Below are 18,864 nucleotides of genomic sequence, written 5' to 3'. Positions count from 1 at the left end.
CATCGATTCCATGCCCTCAACCACCTCGCCAAGAAGGTAGCTGCCCATGGATTTCGCCTATTCACCCAAGGTTCAGGAACTGCGTGAGCGCGTGACCGCGTTCATGGACACCTATGTCTATCCGGCTGAAGCGGTGTTCGAGCGCCAGGTCGCCGAAGGCGATCGCTGGCAGCCGACGGCGATCATGGAAGAGCTCAAACTCAAGGCCAAGGCCGAGGGGTTGTGGAACCTGTTCCTGCCCGAGTCGGAACTCGGCGCCGGCCTGACCAACCTGGAATACGCGCCGCTGGCGGAAATCATGGGCCGCTCCCTGCTGGGGCCGGAACCCTTCAACTGCTCGGCACCGGACACCGGCAACATGGAAGTGCTGGTGCGTTACGCCAATGAAGAGCAGAAGCAACGCTGGCTGGAGCCGCTGCTGCGCGGCGAGATCCGCTCCGCCTTCGCCATGACCGAGCCGGACGTGGCGTCGTCCGACGCCACCAACATGGCGGCCCGCGCCGTGCGCGATGGCGACGAATGGGTGATCAACGGGAAGAAGTGGTGGACCTCGGGGGCCTGCGACCCGCGTTGCAAGATCCTGATCTTCATGGGCCTGAGCAACCCGGACGCGCCGCGCCACCAGCAGCATTCGATGATCCTGGTGCCGGTCGACACCCCCGGGGTGAAGATTGTCCGGCCGCTGCCGGTGTTCGGTTACGACGACGCGCCCCACGGCCATGCCGAAGTGCTGTTCGACAATGTGCGGGTGCCGTACGAGAACGTGCTGCTGGGCGAAGGCCGTGGTTTCGAGATCGCCCAGGGCCGCCTTGGCCCGGGCCGGATTCACCACTGCATGCGTTCGATCGGCATGGCCGAGCGCGCGCTGGAACTGATGTGCAAGCGTTCGGTAAGTCGTACCGCATTCGGCAAGCCACTGGCGCGCCTAGGCGGCAATATCGACAAGATCGCCGACTCGCGGATGGAGATCGACATGGCACGCCTGCTGACCCTGAAGGCGGCATACATGATGGACACCGTCGGCAACAAGGTGGCGAAAAGCGAGATCGCGCAGATCAAGGTGGTGGCGCCGAACGTGGCCTTGAAGGTGATCGACCGGGCCATCCAGATTCATGGCGGGGCCGGGGTCTCCAACGATTTCCCGCTGGCCTACATGTACGCCATGCAGCGTACGCTGCGCCTGGCCGACGGCCCGGACGAAGTGCACCGCGCGGCCATTGGCAAGTTCGAAATCGGCAAGTACGTGCCCAAGGAAATGCTGCGCAGCGGGCATTAAAGTGATCGCGGGCAAGCCTCGCTCCTACGGAAGAATCTGTAGGAGCGAGGCTTGCCCGCGAAGCGGCCTCGATTACACCGCTGGTTTCTCTCTCAATACACCCAGACTTCCACCCGCCGATTCTTGATCCGCCCCTCGTCCGCGGTATTGGCCGCGACCGGCATCTGCGCGCCAAAACCGCGGATCTCGCGCAACACCACACCGTTTCTCACCAGCTCCCGGCGCACGGTCATGGCTCTGAGCTTGGACAACAGCGCCGCGCGTGCCGGATCGTTCTTGGCATCGCCGAAGCCGACCAGGGTCACGCGCTTGGCCAGCTTGTCGTGGCGCTTGAGAAAGTCCAGGACCCGTGGCAGGTCCTGGCGCGCCTTGTTGTCGAGGGTGGCGCTGCCTTCCTCGAAGCGAAAATTCACGGTCAGGCGCTGCGCCTGCCGGGCGATGGCCTGGTAACCCTCGGGCATCTGCGGGGCGGGGGCGACACTCATGGCCAGCACCGTCTGGGCAATAAAACCGTTGGCCGCGACTATGGCCTGGCCCCTGGCGCTCTGGGCGAAACGCACCAGGGCCCTGGCCCAGGGGTTTTGCTCATCGGGCGGCAGGTAGAAGTACAGGCGCCGTGACAGTGGGTAGTCCTCGGTGGCGATCAGGCTGTCGAGGGGCAGCATCGGTTGCGAGCCGCCGTCGACGATCGCCACGGTCTTGGCCTGGCGCACATAAGGCAGGCCGATAAAACCGATGCCCTGGGGATCGCGGCTGACCGCGTCAGAGAGTTGTTCGCTGGACTCGAAGCGTTTCGCCGCGGGGCTCAGGTTCTTGTCGCGGCGGGCCAGCACCAGTTCCTTGAAGGTGTCGTAGGTGCCGGAGCGGTCATCGCGGGCGTACAGGTGAATGGCGCCGCCGACGCCGCCCAGTTCTTCCCAGGTTTTCACCTCGCCGCTGAACACCCGCGACAGTTGTTCGGTGTCCAGCCGCGCCAGCGGGTTGTGCGGGTGGAGGATGATGGCCAGGCCGTCGATGGCGATCACCTGTTCGGCGTCGGGGTCTTTCAGGTCGCCGAGGGCTTCCAGCTCCACCAGTTCGCTGTCCTTGATCGGTCGCGACGCGGCGGCGAGGTCGGCGCTGGCGTTCTTCAACGCAGCAAAGCCGGTACTGGAGCCATGCGCGGCGATCTCGACGACAACGCGCCGGCCCTGGGCACTCTGGCCGGTCACCCGACGCTCGTTGTCTTTGCCCGTCGCCTCAATCCGTATGTCGAGCAAACCCTGTTCTTGCATCAGGCCCTTGACCAGGGCCGGGCCCAGCGCGGCACCGATGGTGTTGGAACCCTGGATGCGCAGCACCGGCTGGTCGTCGCCGGCCAGGGGCAGGGCGGCGAACACCGACCAGGGCAGGGCGTAGCAGACGAAGCCGACCAGCAGCAGGCAGAGGGTTCGGCACCAGAGGTCCGGTTCACTGACGGTACAAACGCGTGACATGCGGCAATGGCCTTCTATGGCGGGAGCGAGTGCGGCGAGATTAAGTCAGGGAGGTGACGGGGATGTGACGGTTGATGGGGGTAATCGGAGCGTTCCCCTGGCTTTTCAGAATGCTCTTAAAGACCCGGCAGGGCGGGCTCAGTAGAGTTGAAAACTTTGTCTGGAGGGGAATTGGCGCACGCCGACTCTCGTCGTCACCAGGCGTCGATGCAGCCCTGGCTGCAATTTGCTTGTGTCAAAGGAGTATGAAATGAGTGGCTGGTTCGAGCTGAAGCAATATGGCAGCGGTGGTTTCAGGTTCTTGCTGAAGTCCAAGGACGCGCAGACCATGCTTCAAAGCGACCGTTACCCTTGTCGTGAGAGTGTCGAGGCAGCCATTGCGCTGCTCCGCAAGCACTGCACGTCCCCGGGTAGTTACGAAAAGAAGATCGCCCCCGGTGGCAAACCTTACTTCAATCTCAAGGCCGGCAAGGAGGTGATCCTGGTCAGCCACTTGTATGACTCGGAGCCGACCCGTGAGTCCGCCATCGAGGCCATCATGCAGGCTGGCACCAGCACCCGGATCGAGCTGTGTTGAGACGCTGAAGCATTAAAAAAGCCCATCTCAGGATGGGCTTTTTTGTGCCGGGCGATCAGCTCAGCTCGAGCCAGATCGGTGCGTGGTCGGAAGGTTTCTCCATGCCGCGCAGGTCGTAGTCGACCCCGGCATCCTTGATCCGTGGCAGCAGGCCGCGAGAGGCCATGATCAGGTCGATGCGCAGGCCGCGCTTGGGCTCGTCCTCGAAACCGCGGCTGCGGTAGTCGAACCAGCTGAAACGATCGGCCACCTCGGGATTGAGGTGACGGAAACTGTCCACCAGGCCCCAGTTCTTCAGGCGGGCCATCCACTCGCGCTCTTCCGGCAGGAAGCTGCACTTGCCGGTTTTCAGCCAGCGTTTCATGTTGTCCGGGCCGATGCCGATGTCGCAGTCTTCCGGGGAAATGTTCACGTCGCCCATGACCAGCAGCGGCTGCTCGTTGCTGAAGCGGGTTTCCAGCAGGTGCTGCAGGTCGCTGTAGAAGCGCTGCTTGGCCGGGAACTTGGTGGGGTGGTCACGGCTTTCGCCCTGGGGGAAGTAGCCGTTCATGATGGTCACCGGGGTGCCATCGGCATCGGCGAAGGTGCCCCAGATAAAACGTCGCTGGGCATCTTCATCGTCGCCATCGAAGCCTTTGTACAGGTCCAGCGGCGCCTGGCGCGAGAGCAGGGCGACGCCGTAGTGGCCTTTCTGCCCGTGGTAATGCACGTGATAACCCAGCGCCTGGACTTCGGCCAGGGGGAACTGGTCGTCCGACACCTTGGTTTCCTGCAGGCCGATGACGTCCGGTTGATGCTTTTCGATCAGCGCCGCCAACTGATGGGGGCGGGCGCGCAGCCCGTTGATGTTGAACGAGACGATCTTCATGGTCGGCAGTCCTGGCAAAACTGCGATGCTAGCCGACAAGTCGCGCGGCGGCCAGCGTGGCGGCAGTGCAGATGCGCTGCTAAGGTCCATGGGCGGTGGAACGATCACGAGCCTGAAAGGCTCGTAGCTATAACAACCGCGCAGAAGAACGCCGTCACCCAGCGCGGCCACTTCAAGCCGGGCCCAGGGGAGACCAATCGCCATGCCTGAAACCTCGACTGCCATCGCCGACATTCACATGCTCGACAGCGGCTATGCCCGCGAAGCCCGTTCCCTGCTGTATCAGGCTTATCGCCACGAGCCGACCTTCGCTTATCTGTTCGAGTCCGAACGCCCGGGATACGAACAACGGGTGCGGGCCACGGTACGGGAGCTGGTCAAGCAGCACTTCATTCAGGACCTGCCGGCCATCGGCCTGTTGGTCAATGACCGGCTGATCGGCATCGCCCTGATCGCGCCGCCCCAGCGTCGCCTGGGCATTACCGAGAGTTGGGCCTGGCGCCTGCGGATGGTGCTCAGTACCGGTTTCCGTTGCACCCGGCGTTACCTGGACTATCACGCCGCGGTGCTGGGTTGCCTGCCCAGCGATTCGGTGCACGTCCTGCCCTTGCTGGGGATTCATCCGCAATTCCAGGGCAGGCACTTCGGTGAGCAGTTGCTGCAGGCGGTGCACAACTGGTGCGCGGTGGACGAACACTCCCAGGGTGTGGTGCTGGACACCGGCAACCCGCGTTACCTGGCGTTCTATGAGCGCCAGGGTTATGAAGAGATTGGCGAGATCGCCGTCGGTCCGGTCCGCGAGCACGTTTTCTTTCACGCCAACCCGCAGGTTCTGCAAAGCGCGACCGGCTGAACAGAACTTTCCTCACATTTGTGCGCTCTATCGGGCTCCCAGCTCGTGATAGCATTCGCGCCTATGAAGTTTTCAGGAAGATTCACCAGCGGCTTGTTGCTGCTGTTCACAAGCTGTGCGGCACTGGCGCAAAGCGAATTGGACGTCAGGGTCAAACCCTCCAACGATGAACTCAAGGCCAATGTGGAAGGCTACATCGGCGGGGTGGGCGATCGCGACGAGGAAGCCCTGCTGCGTTTCAGCCGTGGCGCCGAGGAGCAGGCCCGCAAGGCCGCCCAGGCCCTGGGCTACTACCAGCCGCAGATCAGCAGCGAAGTCAAAGGCGGCGAAAAGCCGCGTTTGGTGCTGAATATCGATCCTGGCGAGCCGGTGCACCTGCGCAACGTCACCATCCGGGTCGACGGCCCGGCGGCCTCCCTCAAGGGCTTTCGGGTGCCCAGGAGCGACCAGCTGAAAAGCGGCGCGGTCCTCAATCACGGTCATTACGAAGACGCCAAGCGGCTGATCCAGAACCAGGCGTCGCGCTATGGCTTTTTCAGTGGGCGTTTCACCCGGCAGAAGCTGGCCGTGGACCCCCAGGCCGGGGTGGCGGATATCGAGCTGGTCTACGAAAGCGGTCCGCGTTACGCCCTGGGCAAGGTCAGTTTTGCCGGCGATACACCGTTCGACGAAGACCTGCTGCAACGCATGGTGCCGTTCAAGGCCGGCACTCCCTACGATTCCGAGCTGATCGCCGAGCTTAACCAGGCACTGCAATCGAGCGGTTACTTCGAGGGCGTGCGGGTCGACGCGGCGCCGACCGCGGCCGCCGCCGAGGTGATTCCGGTGGCGGTCCAGCTGGAAACCCGCAAGCCGCGCACCATGGGCCTGGGCCTGGGCTTTTCCACCGACGTCGGGCCGCGGGCCAAGGCCAACTGGACCCGGCACTGGGTCAACGCCCAAGGCCACAGCTACGGCTGGGAGGCGGAAGTCTCCGCGCCGCGACAGAACGTCGGCCTGTTCTACGACATACCGCTGGACCCGCCGCTGACCGACAAGCTGCGTTTTGCCGGCGGCTACCAGAACGAAGAAATCGCCAATACCGACACCCTGAGCAAGCTGCTCACCCTCGGTCCCGAGTGGCACAGCAAGTTGCCCAGCGGCTGGCAGCGAGTCATCTCGTTGAAGTGGCAACGCGAGGAATACCGCCTTGGCGACGACTCGGGCCTGAGTACCCTGTTGATGCCCGGCATCAGCTATTCCTACCTGCGCAGCGATAACCGCATCGACCCGCACAACGGCTATCGCCTGCAATTCGACAGCAAGGTGGCCAAGGAAGGGCTGGGTTCGGACACCAACCTGTTATATGGCACCGTGCTGCTCAAGGGCCTGACCACGGTGTGGGACAACCATCGCTTCCTCGGCCGGGTGCAGTTCGGTGGCAGTGCCACCAACGGTTACAAGAAGATCCCGCCGTCGCTGCGCTTTTTCGCCGGTGGCGATCAGAGCGTGCGCGGTTACGACTACCAGAGCCTGTCGCCGGAGAACTCCGACGGCGACCGGATCGGCGGGCGCTACATGGTGGCCGGCAGCGTCGAGTATCAGTACTCCATCGCGGAAAAATGGCGCCTGGCGACCTTTGTCGACCAGGGCAACTCCTTCGACAAACTTGAACTGCCGAACCTCAAGACCGGGGTCGGTGTCGGCGTGCGCTGGGTGTCCCCGGTGGGGCCGATCCGCCTCGACCTGGCCCATGCGCTGGACGATGACGGCGGCATTCGCTTGCACTTTTCCATGGGGCCTGAGCTGTGAAGCGTGGTTTGAAGATCGCGGCGCTGGCGCTGCTTGTGCTGGTGGCGGTGCTGGTACTGGCGCTGGCTTCGATACTCGGCACCCAGGCCGGCAGTCGCTGGGCCCTGGGCCTAGTGCCGGGCTTGACCGTGGAAAACTTCGCCGGCCACTTAGGGGGACAGTGGAGCGCCGATCACCTGTTGTGGCAGCAGGGCAGCAGCCGGGTCGAACTCCAGGCGCCGAAATTCGCTTGGTCGCCGGCGTGCCTGATGCGCATGACCCTGTGCATCGAGCAACTGGACGTGGAACAGGTCAGCCTGCAATTCCCGCCGGGCGCGGAAGAACAAAGCAGCGGCCCGATCAGCCTGCCGGATCTGCAGTTGCCCCTGGCTATCGAGCTGGGGCAGGTACGGGTCGGCAGCCTGCAGTTCAATGGCAGCGAGGAACTCAAGGGCCTGCAGCTGGCGGCGCAGTGGACGGCCAAGGGCCTGCAGATCGACTCGGTGAGCCTGCAACGCGACGACCTCAGCCTGAATCTTTCGGGGTTGCTGTCGCCCAGCGGCGACTGGCCACTGAGTGCCACCGGTACCCTGACCCTGCCGGCGCCGGGCAGTGAACCCTGGGCTCTGGCGCTGAAGGTCGATGGCGACCTGTTGAAGACCCTCAAGCTTGCGGCGGACAGCAGCGGTTACCTGCAAGGCCAATTGAGCGGTGAGCTGCAACCGTTGGTGGAGAACCTGCCGGCCCAGGTGCGGATCACCGCCGATGGCTTCAAGGCCAGCGCCGAGCTGCCCGATACCCTGATGCTCAACCAGCTGGAGCTGACCGGCAAAGGCGACCTCAAGGCGGGTTACCAACTGCTGGGCAAGGCCAGCCTGCCGGCCGAGCAGGGGCCGGTGGCCCTGGCGCTGCAAGGCAAGGTCGACGCCAAGGGCGCGCAGATCGCCGCGCTGGACCTGAGCGCCAACGACAAGCAGAACCTCAAGCTGACGGGCCAGCTGGACTGGAGCCAGGGCCTGAACGCCGAAGCCAGGCTCGACTGGCTGGATTTCCCCTGGCATCGCCTGTACCCGCTGATCGAAGAGCCCGCGGTGGCGGTGCGCCGCTTCACTGCCGAGGTCGCCTACCGCGATGGCAACTACCTGGGCAACTTCAAGGGTGACCTCGATGGCCCGGCGGGGGCGTTCAGCCTCAGCAGCCCGTTCAGCGGCGACCTGACGAAAGTCTTCCTGCCCCAGTTCAAGCTGGCCGCCGGCCAGGGCAAGGCTGAAGGCCACCTGAACCTGCAATTCGCCGACGGCATCGCCTGGGATACCGCCCTGGATCTGTCGGCGATCAACCCGGCGTACTGGGTCGCCGAGCTGCCGGGCACTTTGGCCGGGCCGCTGCGCAGCCAGGGCGAAATGAAGAACGAGCAACTCAAGCTCAACGCCGACCTCGACCTCAAGGGCAAGCTGCGCGGCCAGCCCGCGGTGCTGCAGGCCAAGGCCGATGGCGCTGGCGAGCAGTGGAACCTGAATACCCTGGACATCCGCCTGGGCGACAACCGCATCAACGGTTCCGGCCGCCTGCAACAGCGTTTGGCCGGGCAACTCGATATCAAGCTGCCGCGTCTCGGCCAGCTGTGGCCCGAGCTGCGTGGCCAGCTCAACGGCCGCCTCGATGTGGCGGGCACCCTGAAGGCGCCGCAGGGCAAGCTCGACCTGCAAGGCCAGCAACTGGTGTTCGTCGACAATCGCCTGCAGAGCCTCAAGCTCGATGCCAGCCTGGACAGCGCGCAACGGGCGCAAATCGACCTCAAGGGGGCCGGCATCCAGGTCGGTGAAACCGCGCTGGGCACGCTGACGGCCAGCGGCCAGGGCGATATCAAGAGCCAGAAGCTGCAACTGGACCTGCAAGGCCCGCAGCTCAAGCTGGCACTGGGCCTGGACGGCAAGCTGGACCAGGGCAACTGGCGCGGGCGCCTGGCCAGCGGCGATATCCAGACCGGTGGCCAGGACTGGAGGCTGCAAGCCCCGGCCAGGCTCGAATACCTGGCCGACGGCAAGCTCAACTTCGGCGCCCATTGCTGGGCCAGCGGCGATGCCAGCCTGTGTGGCGAGGATCAGCGGCTGATGCCCGAGCCCAAGTTGCGCTACCACCTCAAGCAGTTCCCGATCGACAGCCTCGCGCAGTGGTTGCCCAAGGACTTCGCCTGGAAGGGCCGGCTCAATGCCGATATCAAGCTGGACGTACCGGCTGGCGGCCCGCAGGGGCGGATCCTGCTGGACGCCAGCGGCGGCACCTTGCGGGTCAAGGAAAAGCAGCAGTGGCTGGACTTCCCGTACCAGACGCTGAAACTCGACACCACCCTCAACCCCAAGCGTATCGACACCCAGCTGGCGTTCAGTGGCGGCAAGCTCGGTGAGCTGATGCTGCAGGCGCAGATCAATCCGCTGCCGAAAAACAAGCCGCTGTCCGGCGAGTTCCGCCTCAGCGGCCTGGACCTGGCGGTGGCGCGGCCGTTCGTGCCAATGGTCGAAAAGCTCACCGGCACCCTCAATGGCAGCGGGCGCATCTCCGGCGGTCTGCTGGCGCCGCAGGTCAATGGCAACCTGGCCCTTAGTGGCGGCGAAGTTTCCGGCCCTGAATTGCCCATCAGCCTCCAGGACCTGCAATTGCAGGCGCTGATCGCCGGTGAAAGCGTGCAGTTGAGCGGTGGCTGGAAGAGTGGCAAGGCCGGGCAGGGTAGCCTGAACGGCAATATCGCCTGGGGCCAGGCGCTGGTGGTGGACCTGAGCCTGAAAGGCTCGCAGCTGCCGGTCACCGTCGAACCCTATGCGGTGCTGGACGTGGCGCCGGACCTGAAGATCTCGATGAAGGACGACAAGCTGGCGATCGCCGGCAAGGTCCATGTGCCCAAGGGTGAAATCACCATCCGTGAATTGCCGCCATCGACGGTCAAGGTGTCGGACGACACGGTGATCATCGGCCACCAGACCGAGGAGGGCAAAGCACCGATGGCCATGGCGATGGACATCGATGTGGTGGTCGGCGAGGACAAGCTCAGCTTCACCGGCTTCGGCCTGACCGCCAACCTGCAAGGCCACGTGCACATCGGCGACAACATGGACACCCGTGGCGAACTGTGGCTCAACGACGGCCGCTACCGCGCCTACGGCCAGCGCCTGACCGTGCGCCGGGCACGCCTGCTGTTCGCCGGGCCGATCGACCAGCCGTACCTGGACATCGAGGCGATCCGCCAGACCGATGACGTGATCGCCGGTATCCGCCTCAGTGGCAGCGCCGAACAGCCGACCACGCAGATCTTCTCGGAGCCGGCCATGAGCCAGGAGCAGGCGCTGTCCTACCTGGTGCTCGGGCGTCCCTTGAGCACCACCGGCGAGGACAACAACATGCTGGCGCAAGCTGCCCTGGGCCTGGGCCTGATGGGCAGCTCGAACATCACCGGCGGGCTGGCCAAGGACCTGGGGATCGACGACTTCCAGCTCGACACCCAGGGCAGCGGCAACACCACCAGCGTGGTGGCCAGCGGCAATATCTCCGAGCGGCTCAGCCTGCGTTACGGGGTGGGGGTCTTCGAGCCGGCCAACACCATCGCCCTGCGCTACAAGCTGAGCAAAAAGGTCTACCTGGAAGCGGCCAGCGGCGTCGCCAGCTCGCTGGATATCTTCTACAAGCGCGACTTCTAGCTCGTCGGCAATCCAGTCCCCTTTGGCGAGGGGGCTGGTGTTCACCACGCCGCCCCTCCAGCCGGTATTTCTCCCGCCGATTTTCGACTTCAAGGCTTTCCCATTAATTAGCTTAATAGTAAGCATGCTAATTATTGTTTGGATATTGGCTGCCTAGGCAGTAACATCTCGACATACTTTCGCTGCCTAGGCAGCTAACAGGTGGTCAGATGAAGCACTTCACCCCAGACGATTTCCACAATTGCCACCTCGGGCTCTTGCTGGGCCGCGCGGCCCTGCTCAAGGACCGGATCATCGACACCCACATGGAACCCCACGGCATCACCGCCGCGCAGTTCAAGGTGCTGATCATCATGGCCCAGTTCGGCGTCGACACCCCGGCCGAGCTGTGCCGCCACCTGTCCCTGGACAGCGGTTCCATGACCCGCATGCTCGATCGCCTGGAGCAGAAGGACTTCCTCGCCCGCCAACGCTCGGAGCACGACCGTCGTCAGGTGCGCCTGGTGCTCACCGAGGAGGGCCAGAAGCTCGCCGACTGCCTGCCGCACATCGGCGCCAACGCCATGAACCAACTGGCCGGCGCCATCACCCCCGAAGAGTTGAAAACCCTGGAACAGATCCTCAAGAAAATTTTGCTGGCGGCCGGTGACCCGATCACCGTGTTGCGGGTAGGTGATAAGTAAATGAGCAGTAAAACCTTGCGTGCCCGTTTGAGCCTGGTGCTGCTGGCCATGAGCCTGGCGGGATGTGCCAACTACAGCGGCCTGACAACCGAAGGCGTGAGCCTCGATGCCAAATCCCTCAAGGCCGGACAATCCCTGAGTGGCGTGACCCTGTCGCCGGCGGCCTGGCCGAAGAGCGACTGGTGGAAGAGCCTGGGCGATCCACAGCTCGACGGCCTGATCCGCGAGGCCCTGCACGACAGCCCCGACATGCAGATCGCCCGCGCCCGCGCCCACCAGGCCAGCGCGGCGGCCTATGCCGCGGACGCGGCACGCATGCCGACCCTGGACGCCAGCGGCAGTGTCAGCCGCTCGCGCCTGTCCCGTTCGCAGGACCCGAGTGGGCAGGGCGACAACTACAGCACGATGCGCAGCCTGACAGGCAACTTCAATTACACCTTCGACCTCTGGGGCGGCCAGCGCGATACCTGGGAAGCCGCCCTGGGCCAGGCGCGCGCCGCCGAGATCGATCGCCAGGCCGCGCAACTGACCCTGGCCGCCGACGTGGCTCGGGCCTACAGCGACCTGGGCCAGGCGCATATCGTCCATGACCTGGCCACTGAAGACCTCAAGCGCACCCGGCAGATGCTCGACCTGAGCCAGAAGCGCCTGAGCTCGGGCATCGACAGCCAGTACCAGTACCAGCAGACCGAAAGCCTGGAGGCCAGCTCCGAAGCCAGCCTGATCGACGCCGAGAAAAACCTGCAGAGCGCCAAGATCGCCCTCGCGGTATTGCTCGGCAAAGGCCCGGACCGGGGCAACGAAATCGCCCGGCCGAAAGTCCTGCAGGCCAGCGCGGTGGCACTGCCGTCGGTGCTGCCGGCGGAACTGCTGGGCCGCCGTCCGGACCTGGTGGCCGCGCGCTGGCGGGTCGAGGCGGCGAGCAAGAGCATCGACGCCGGCAAGACCAACTTCTATCCCAACCTCAACCTGAGCGCCGCTGCCGGCACTCAAGCGTTGCTGGGGGACGCGATGTTCGGATCGGCCAGCCGCTTCTTCAACATCGCCCCGACCGTGTCGCTGCCGATCTTCGACGGTGGCCGCCTGCGCGCCGACCTGGATGCCCGGGACGCCGACTACGACCTGGCCGTGGCGCAGTACAACAAGAGCCTGGTGAATGCCCTGGGGGATGTCAGCGACACCATTTCCCAGCTGCGTGACATCGGTCGGCAGATCGCCGCCCAGCAACACGCCACCGACATCGCCCAGGACTCCTACGACACCGTGGTCCAGCGTTATGGCTCGGGGATCGGCAATTACCTGGACGTGCTCAGCATCGAGCAGCAATTACTGCAGGCCCAGCGTCAGCTGGCGACCCTGAATGCCCAGCAGATCGACCTGTCGATCCAACTGATGCAGGCCCTGGGCGGTGGTTTCCAGACCGACAATCTGGCCGCGGCCACCCCGACCCCAGCCTCGCGCACTCAATAATTCAAGGTACTCATCATGGCCACTGCCGCAACCAACAACGCTCCTGAAAACACCCCGGACACCGCCAACCCGCGCAAGCGCAAGGTCATGCTGCTGGGCCTGGTGGCGCTGATCGTCCTGGGCGGGCTGGGGGTCTTTGCCTGGTATGAACTCTACGGACGCTGGAACGAAGGCACCGACGACGCCTATGTGAACGGCAACGTGGTGGAAATCACCCCGCTGGTCACCGGTACGGTGGTCAGCATCGGTGCCGACGATGGCGACCTGGTCCACGAAGGCCAGGTGCTGATCAACTTCGACCCCAACGATGCCGAGGTCGGCCTGCAAAGCGCCGAGGCCAACCTGGCCCGCACCGTGCGCCAGGTGCGCGGGCTGTACAGCAATGTCGACGGCATGCGCGCCCAGGTGGCGGCGCAGAAGGCCGAAGTGCAGAAGGCCCAGGACAACTTCAACCGTCGCCGGACCCTCGCCAGCAGCGGGGCGATTTCCCAGGAAGAACTGTCCCACGCCCGCGACGACCTGACCTCGGCGCAGAACGCCCTGGCCAATGCCCAGCAGCAGCTCAACACCACCAACGCGCTGGTGGACGACACCGTGGTATCGAACCATCCGGACGTGCAGGCGGCCGCCGCGCAACTGCGCCAGGCCTACCTGACCAACGCCCGCAGCACCCTGATCGCCCCGGTGACCGGTTATGTCGCCAAGCGCACCGTGCAACTGGGCCAGCGGGTACAGCCGGGCACTGCGTTGATGGCGGTGATCCCGCTCGACCAACTGTGGATCGACGCCAACTTCAAGGAAACCCAGCTGCGTGACATGCGCATCGGCCAGCCGGTGGACATCGAGGCCGATATCTACGGCAGCGACGTCAAGTACAGCGGCACCATCGACAGCCTGGGCGCCGGTACCGGCAGTGCCTTCGCCCTGTTGCCGGCGCAGAACGCCACCGGCAACTGGATCAAGATCGTGCAGCGGGTACCGGTGCGCATCCATGTGAATGCCGAAGAACTGGCCAGGCACCCGCTGCGGGTCGGCCTGTCGACGGTGGTCAACGTCGACCTGCATGACCAGAGCGGCCCCGTGCTGGCCCAGCAGCCGCCACAAAAGGCGTCGTTCAGCACCAGCGTCTACGACCGCCAGCTGGGCGAGGCCGATGCCCTGATTGCTCGCCTGATCCACGACAACAGCGCCGTCATCGGCAAGACCGCGCAGCGCTGATTCGCCGATCCCTCTGCTGCGGCCGTTAGCGGCCGCGGCGCCTGCCTCGCTTCATAGGATTCGCGATGAGCAATAACGCCTCTTTCACGCCGCCCAGCCTGTTGCTCAGCACCATCGGCCTGTCGCTGGCGACCTTCATGCAGGTGCTCGACACCACCATCGCCAACGTGGCCTTGCCGACCATCTCCGGCAACCTCGGGGTGAGTTCGGAGCAGGGCACCTGGGTGATCACCTCGTTTGCCGTGAGCAACGCCATCGCTTTGCCGCTGACCGGCTGGCTGAGCCGGCGCTTCGGCGAAGTGAAGCTGTTTATCTGGGCCACCCTGCTGTTCGTGCTGGCCTCGTTCCTCTGCGGGATTTCCACTTCCATGCCCGAGCTGGTGGGCTTTCGTGTGCTGCAAGGGGTAGTGGCCGGGCCGTTGTACCCGATGACCCAGACCCTGCTGATCGCGGTCTACCCGCCGGCGAAAAGGGGCATGGCCCTGGCGCTGCTGGCGATGGTCACGGTGGTGGCGCCGATTGCCGGGCCGATTCTCGGTGGCTGGATCACCGACAGTTACAGCTGGCCGTGGATCTTTTTCATCAACGTGCCGATCGGCCTGTTCGCCGCCTGGGTGGTCAAGCAGCAACTGAAGGCGCGGCCGGTGGTGACCAGTCGCCAGCCGATGGACTACATCGGCCTGCTGAGCCTGATCGTCGGCGTCGGTGCCTTGCAGATCGTGCTCGACAAGGGCAACGACCTGGACTGGTTCGAATCCAACTTCATCGTTATCGGCACGCTGATTTCGCTGATCGCCCTGGCGGTGTTCGTGATCTGGGAAATGACCGACCGCCATCCGGTGGTCAACCTGCGGCTGTTCGCCCACCGCAACTTCCGCATCGGCACCATCGTGCTGGTGGGCGGTTATGCCGGCTTCTTCGGCATCAACCTGATCCTGCCGCAGTGGTTGCAGACCCAGATGGGCTATACCGCGACCTGGGCCGGCCTGGCGGTGGCGCCGATCGGCATCCTGCCGGTGCTGATGTCGCCTTTCGTCGGCAAGTACGCGCACAAGTTCGACCTGCGCTTGCTGGCCGGTCTGGCGTTCCTGGCGATCGGTCTGAGCTGCTTTATGCGCGCCGGGTTCACCAACGAGGTGGACTTCCAGCACATCGCCCTGGTGCAGCTGTTCATGGGCATCGGCGTGGCGCTGTTCTTCATGCCGACCCTGAGCATCCTGATGTCGGACCTGCCGCCGCAGCAGATCGCCGATGGCGCCGGCCTGGCCACCTTCCTGCGGACCCTGGGCGGCAGCTTCGCCGCGTCGTTGACCACCTGGATCTGGATCCGCCGGGCGAACGAGCACCATGCCTACATGAGTGAACACATCAGCAGCTTCGAGCCGGCCACCCGCGATGCCCTGAACGCCCTGGGCGGTGCCAGCAACCAGGCCTACGCGCAGCTGGACCAGGTGCTGACCGGGCAGGCGTACATGATGTCCACCGTGGACTACTTCACGTTGCTGGGCTGGAGCTTCATGGCGCTGATCCTGCTGGTGTGGCTGGCCAAGCCACCGTTCACGGCCAAGGCCGGGCCGGCGTCGGCGGGTCATTGAGGGTGCGGTAGGGCAGAGGAATTATCGCGAGCAAGCTCGCTCCTACAGGGGAGGTACCTTTTTGTAGGAGCGAGCTTGTTTGCGATAGAGCGCGCAGCGTTCGCCTGGCAGGCCTCGCGAGGCCCTTCGGGCCTTATTGCAGCCTGCGGGGCGCTACAGGCGGGGCAATGCCTGCTGTGACGGCACGAAGTCGAAAGCCGCCAGCTGGAAGCCCTGTTCATCCACCTGCAAGGCCCAGCCCTGACGGTCCCAGTCCCCCAGCACGATGCGCTTGGCGGCCTGGTCGCCGATCTGCAACTTGTGGATGGCCGGGCGGTGGGTGTGTCCGTGGACCAGGGTCCGCACCTTGAACGCCTGCATGATCCGCGGCACTTCGTCCGGGGTCACGTCGACGATGTCGTTGGCCTTCATGCGGGTTTGCGCGCGGCTTTCATTGCGCAGCTTGCGCGCCAGCTTGTGCCGGGTGCGCAGCGGCAGGTGCCTGAGGATCCACAACGAAACCGGGTTGCGCAGGTAGCGGCGCATGCGCATGTAGGCTTCGTCGCGGGTGCACAGGCTGTCGCCGTGCATCAGCAGCACCGGCTCGCCGTAGAAGTCGACCACGCTCGGGTCCTTGAGCAGGGTCGCGCCCGCGGCTTTGCAGAAGGCCTTGCCGAGCATGAAGTCGCGATTGCCATGCATCAGGAAAACCTGCGTGCCGCTGTCGCTGAGCTCGCGCAGTGCCTGGCAAATGGAAAGCTGGTAGGGGGTCATGGCGTCGTCGCCGATCCAGACCTCGAAGAAATCTCCCAGGATGTACAGCGCCTGCGCCGAGCGGGCACGCCCGCCCAGTAAATCCAGAAACGCCCGGGTAATGTCCGGGCGCTCCTCTTCCAGATGCAAATCTGAAATCAGCAGTATCACTCAACGATCTCGGCTTTCTCGATGATCACGTCTTCTGCCGGTACGTCCTGGTGGCCGGCCTTCATGGTGGTGGCCACGCCTTTGATCTTGTCGACCACTTCGGTGCCGGCAACCACTTTGCCGAATACCGCGTAGCCCCAGCCCTGCACGGTCTTGCCGCTGTGGTTGAGGAAGCTGTTGTCAGCGACGTTGATGAAGAACTGCGCGGAAGCCGAATGCGGCTCCATGGTGCGGGCCATGGCGACGGTGTACTTGTCGTTGGAAAGACCGTTGTCGGCTTCGTTCTGGATGCTTGGACGCTTGTCTTTCTTTTCTTTCATGCCTGGCTCGAAACCGCCGCCCTGGATCATGAAGTTACCGATGACGCGGTGGAATACGGTGTTTTCGTAATGACCGGCTTTAACGTATTCGATGAAGTTGGCCACGGTGACCGGGGCTTTCTCGGCGTTCAGTTCCAGCACGATGTCGCCGTGGTTGGTGGTCAGTTTGACTTGGGTCATGATCGGTACTCTTTATAAGGAGGAGCGTTTTCAAGGAATTCCCGGGTTCCGGGAGACAGGCATGGGGCCCGCAGGCCGGAACCGCGCCGGCAAAAATCCGCCAAGGTGCGCAGTTTAGCGTGCCGGGCGTGAAATTCGAGGCTGTTTTTTCATTTGCGACGGATTAATCGCGGCAGATTTAAAGCCCGCTCTGTCAGGGGCTTGACCGCATCGGCTATGATATCCGTTTTGATTTATCAGGCCGCACCGGCCGCGCACTTGTACGTTCAAGGATCCTATGAGCAAGCCCACTGTCGACCCTACCTCGAATTCCAAGACCGGACCGGCCGTTCCGGTCAACTTCCTGCGCCCGATCATCCAGGCGGACCTGGACTCGGGTAAGCACACACAGATCGTGACCCGCTTCCCGCCGGAACCCAACGGCTACCTGCACATCGGTCACGCCAAGTCGATCTGCGTGAACTTCGGGCTGGCCCAGGAATTCGGCGGCGTCACCCACCTGCGTTTCGACGACACCAACCCGGCCAAGGAAGACCAGGAATACATCGACGCCATCGAAAGCGACGTCAAGTGGCTGGGCTTCGAGTGGTCCGGTGAAGTGCGCTACGCCTCGCAATACTTCGACCAGCTGCACGACTGGGCGGTGGAGCTGATCAAGGCGGGCAAGGCCTATGTCGACGACCTGACCCCCGAGCAGGCCAAGGAATACCGTGGCAGCCTGACCGAGCCGGGCAAGAACAGCCCGTTCCGCGATCGCAGCGTCGAAGAGAACCTGGACCTGTTTGCCCGCATGCGCGCTGGCGAATTCCCGGACGGTGCACGTGTGCTGCGGGCCAAGATCGACATGGCCTCGCCGAACATGAACCTGCGCGACCCGATCATGTATCGCATCCGCCATGCGCATCACCACCAGACCGGCGACAAGTGGTGCATCTACCCGAACTACGACTTCACTCACGGTCAGTCGGACGCCATCGAAGGCATCACCCACTCGATCTGCACCCTGGAGTTCGAAAGCCATCGCCCGCTGTACGAATGGTTCCTGGAGAACCTGCCGGTGCCGGCACAGCCGCGCCAGTACGAGTTCAGCCGCCTGAACCTGAACTACACCATCACCAGCAAACGCAAGCTCAAGCAACTGGTGGACGAGAAGCACGTCAACGGTTGGGACGACCCGCGCATGTCGACCCTGTCGGGCTTCCGTCGTCGTGGCTACACGCCGAAATCCATCCGCAATTTCTGCGAAATGGTCGGCACCAACCGTTCCGACGGCGTGGTGGACTTCGGCATGCTGGAATTCAGCATCCGTGACGACCTCGACCACAGCGCCCCGCGCGCCATGTGCGTGCTGCGTCCGCTGAAGGTGGTGATCACCAACTACCCTGAAGGCCAGGTCGAGAACCTCGAATTGCCGCGTCACCCGAAAGAAGACATGGGTGTGCGGGTGTTGCCGTTCGCCCGTGAAATCTACATCGATCGCGACGACTTCATGGAAGAGCCGCCAAAGGGCTACAAGCGCCTGGAGCCGGCCGGCGAAGTGCGCCTGCGCGGCAGCTACGTGATCCGCGCCGACGAGGCGATCAAGGACGCCGATGGCAACATCGTCGAGCTGCGTTGCTCGTACGACCCGGACACCCTGGGCAAGAACCCGGAAGGGCGCAAAGTCAAGGGCGTGATCCACTGGGTGCCGGCCGCCGCCAGCGTCGAGTGCGAAGTGCGCCTGTACGATCGCCTGTTCCGTTCGCCGAACCCGGAGAAGGCCGAGGACAGCGCAAGTTTCCTGGACAACATCAACCCTGACTCCCTGCAGGTCCTCACTGGTTGTCGTGCCGAACCCTCGCTGGGCAACGCACAGCCGGAAGACCGTTTCCAGTTCGAGCGCGAAGGTTACTTCTGCGCGGATATCAAGGACTCGAAACCGGGCGCACCGGTATTCAACCGTACCGTGACCCTGCGCGACTCCTGGGGTCAGTGATCAGTTAAG

At 64.0% G+C, this 18,864-nt stretch carries 14 protein-coding genes; 10 read left to right on the top strand and 4 right to left on the bottom strand.

Annotation, left to right across the window (positions count from 1 at the left end):
• The first annotated feature begins 46 nt into the window (after nt 1-46).
• On the top strand, nt 47-1,276 hold the full coding sequence (locus AC3RCP_RS20835) for an acyl-CoA dehydrogenase (RefSeq protein ID WP_007929649.1): 1,230 nt from the start codon (nt 47-49) through the stop codon (nt 1,274-1,276).
• Nucleotides 1,277-1,368: 92 nt separating this feature from the next.
• Here AC3RCP_RS20835 and AC3RCP_RS20830 read toward each other — a convergent pair whose 3' ends face one another.
• On the bottom strand, nt 1,369-2,751 hold the full coding sequence (locus AC3RCP_RS20830; protein ID WP_492570957.1) for a substrate-binding domain-containing protein: 1,383 nt from the start codon (nt 2,749-2,751) through the stop codon (nt 1,369-1,371).
• A gap of 250 nt (nt 2,752-3,001) precedes the next feature.
• Here AC3RCP_RS20830 and AC3RCP_RS20825 point away from each other — a divergent pair, with 250 nt between their 5' ends.
• Nucleotides 3,002-3,328, top strand: a complete 327-nt coding sequence (locus AC3RCP_RS20825) for a YegP family protein (protein ID WP_007929647.1) — start codon at nt 3,002-3,004, stop codon at nt 3,326-3,328.
• Between the two features lie 55 nt (nt 3,329-3,383).
• Here AC3RCP_RS20825 and xthA read toward each other — a convergent pair whose 3' ends face one another.
• Nucleotides 3,384-4,196 (bottom strand): exodeoxyribonuclease III, encoded by an 813-nt coding sequence (gene xthA / locus AC3RCP_RS20820; protein ID WP_087091635.1) that lies wholly within the window; start codon nt 4,194-4,196, stop codon nt 3,384-3,386.
• A 202-nt stretch (nt 4,197-4,398) separates the two neighbouring features.
• Between xthA and AC3RCP_RS20815 the strand changes: the two genes are divergently transcribed.
• The 7 genes from AC3RCP_RS20815 (at nt 4,399) to AC3RCP_RS20785 (ending at nt 15,477) form a co-directional block, all read left to right on the top strand.
• A complete protein-coding gene (locus AC3RCP_RS20815; protein ID WP_007929645.1) occupies nt 4,399-5,049 on the top strand; it encodes a GNAT family N-acetyltransferase in 651 nt (216 codons plus the stop codon).
• Between the two features lie 63 nt (nt 5,050-5,112).
• Nucleotides 5,113-6,840 (top strand): autotransporter assembly complex protein TamA, encoded by a 1,728-nt coding sequence (locus AC3RCP_RS20810; protein ID WP_037035517.1) that lies wholly within the window; start codon nt 5,113-5,115, stop codon nt 6,838-6,840.
• Nucleotides 6,837-10,511, top strand: coding sequence for a translocation/assembly module TamB domain-containing protein (locus AC3RCP_RS20805; RefSeq protein WP_492570958.1), 3,675 nt, complete (start codon nt 6,837-6,839; stop codon nt 10,509-10,511). Before AC3RCP_RS20810 ends, AC3RCP_RS20805 begins: the two co-directional genes overlap by 4 nt.
• A gap of 209 nt (nt 10,512-10,720) precedes the next feature.
• A complete protein-coding gene (locus tag AC3RCP_RS20800) occupies nt 10,721-11,194 on the top strand; it encodes a MarR family winged helix-turn-helix transcriptional regulator (RefSeq protein WP_007929642.1) in 474 nt (157 codons plus the stop codon).
• Complete coding sequence (locus AC3RCP_RS20795; protein WP_101338490.1) at nt 11,195-12,664, top strand: efflux transporter outer membrane subunit; 1,470 nt, start codon at nt 11,195-11,197, stop codon at nt 12,662-12,664.
• 15 nt (nt 12,665-12,679) lie between these two features.
• Complete coding sequence (locus AC3RCP_RS20790; protein ID WP_492570959.1) at nt 12,680-13,882, top strand: HlyD family secretion protein; 1,203 nt, start codon at nt 12,680-12,682, stop codon at nt 13,880-13,882.
• Between the two features lie 65 nt (nt 13,883-13,947).
• A complete protein-coding gene (locus tag AC3RCP_RS20785) occupies nt 13,948-15,477 on the top strand; it encodes a DHA2 family efflux MFS transporter permease subunit (protein WP_492570960.1) in 1,530 nt (509 codons plus the stop codon).
• A 153-nt stretch (nt 15,478-15,630) separates the two neighbouring features.
• On the opposite strand, the gene lpxH is transcribed toward AC3RCP_RS20785, so the two are convergent.
• Nucleotides 15,631-16,380 (bottom strand): UDP-2,3-diacylglucosamine diphosphatase, encoded by a 750-nt coding sequence (gene lpxH, locus AC3RCP_RS20780; protein WP_007929635.1) that lies wholly within the window; start codon nt 16,378-16,380, stop codon nt 15,631-15,633.
• Nucleotides 16,377-16,880 carry a peptidylprolyl isomerase gene (locus AC3RCP_RS20775; protein WP_009044603.1) on the bottom strand — a complete coding sequence of 168 codons (504 nt, stop codon included), beginning with the start codon at nt 16,878-16,880 and terminating at the stop codon, nt 16,377-16,379. Before AC3RCP_RS20775 ends, lpxH begins: the two co-directional genes overlap by 4 nt.
• A 277-nt stretch (nt 16,881-17,157) precedes the next feature.
• On the opposite strand from AC3RCP_RS20775, the gene AC3RCP_RS20770 reads away from it, so the two are divergent.
• On the top strand, nt 17,158-18,855 hold the full coding sequence (locus AC3RCP_RS20770; protein WP_101338487.1) for a glutamine--tRNA ligase/YqeY domain fusion protein: 1,698 nt from the start codon (nt 17,158-17,160) through the stop codon (nt 18,853-18,855).
• Nucleotides 18,856-18,864 lie beyond the last annotated feature (9 nt).

Source organism: Pseudomonas sp. GW822-FHT05A08 (assembly GCF_058800485.1).
The sequence above is the reverse complement of the archived record's forward strand: the minus strand, read 5'-3'. Positions and strand labels throughout refer to the sequence as shown.

Excerpts from the sequence above, each read along its gene's own strand:
- AC3RCP_RS20825 (WP_007929647.1), top strand. The coding sequence starts at position 3,002 with ATGAGTGGCTGGTTCGAGCTGAAGCAATATGGCAGCGGTGGTTTCAGG.
- AC3RCP_RS20815 (WP_007929645.1), top strand. The coding sequence starts at position 4,399 with ATGCCTGAAACCTCGACTGCCATCGCCGACATTCACATGCTCGACAGC.
- AC3RCP_RS20810 (WP_037035517.1), top strand. The coding sequence starts at position 5,113 with ATGAAGTTTTCAGGAAGATTCACCAGCGGCTTGTTGCTGCTGTTCACA.
- xthA (WP_087091635.1), bottom strand. The coding sequence starts at position 4,196 with ATGAAGATCGTCTCGTTCAACATCAACGGGCTGCGCGCCCGCCCCCAT.
- AC3RCP_RS20785 (WP_492570960.1), top strand. The coding sequence starts at position 13,948 with ATGAGCAATAACGCCTCTTTCACGCCGCCCAGCCTGTTGCTCAGCACC.
- AC3RCP_RS20830 (WP_492570957.1), bottom strand. The coding sequence starts at position 2,751 with ATGTCACGCGTTTGTACCGTCAGTGAACCGGACCTCTGGTGCCGAACC.
- AC3RCP_RS20835 (WP_007929649.1), top strand. The coding sequence starts at position 47 with ATGGATTTCGCCTATTCACCCAAGGTTCAGGAACTGCGTGAGCGCGTG.
- AC3RCP_RS20790 (WP_492570959.1), top strand. The coding sequence starts at position 12,680 with ATGGCCACTGCCGCAACCAACAACGCTCCTGAAAACACCCCGGACACC.
- AC3RCP_RS20795 (WP_101338490.1), top strand. The coding sequence starts at position 11,195 with ATGAGCAGTAAAACCTTGCGTGCCCGTTTGAGCCTGGTGCTGCTGGCC.
- AC3RCP_RS20770 (WP_101338487.1), top strand. The coding sequence starts at position 17,158 with ATGAGCAAGCCCACTGTCGACCCTACCTCGAATTCCAAGACCGGACCG.
- AC3RCP_RS20800 (WP_007929642.1), top strand. The coding sequence starts at position 10,721 with ATGAAGCACTTCACCCCAGACGATTTCCACAATTGCCACCTCGGGCTC.
- AC3RCP_RS20775 (WP_009044603.1), bottom strand. The coding sequence starts at position 16,880 with ATGACCCAAGTCAAACTGACCACCAACCACGGCGACATCGTGCTGGAA.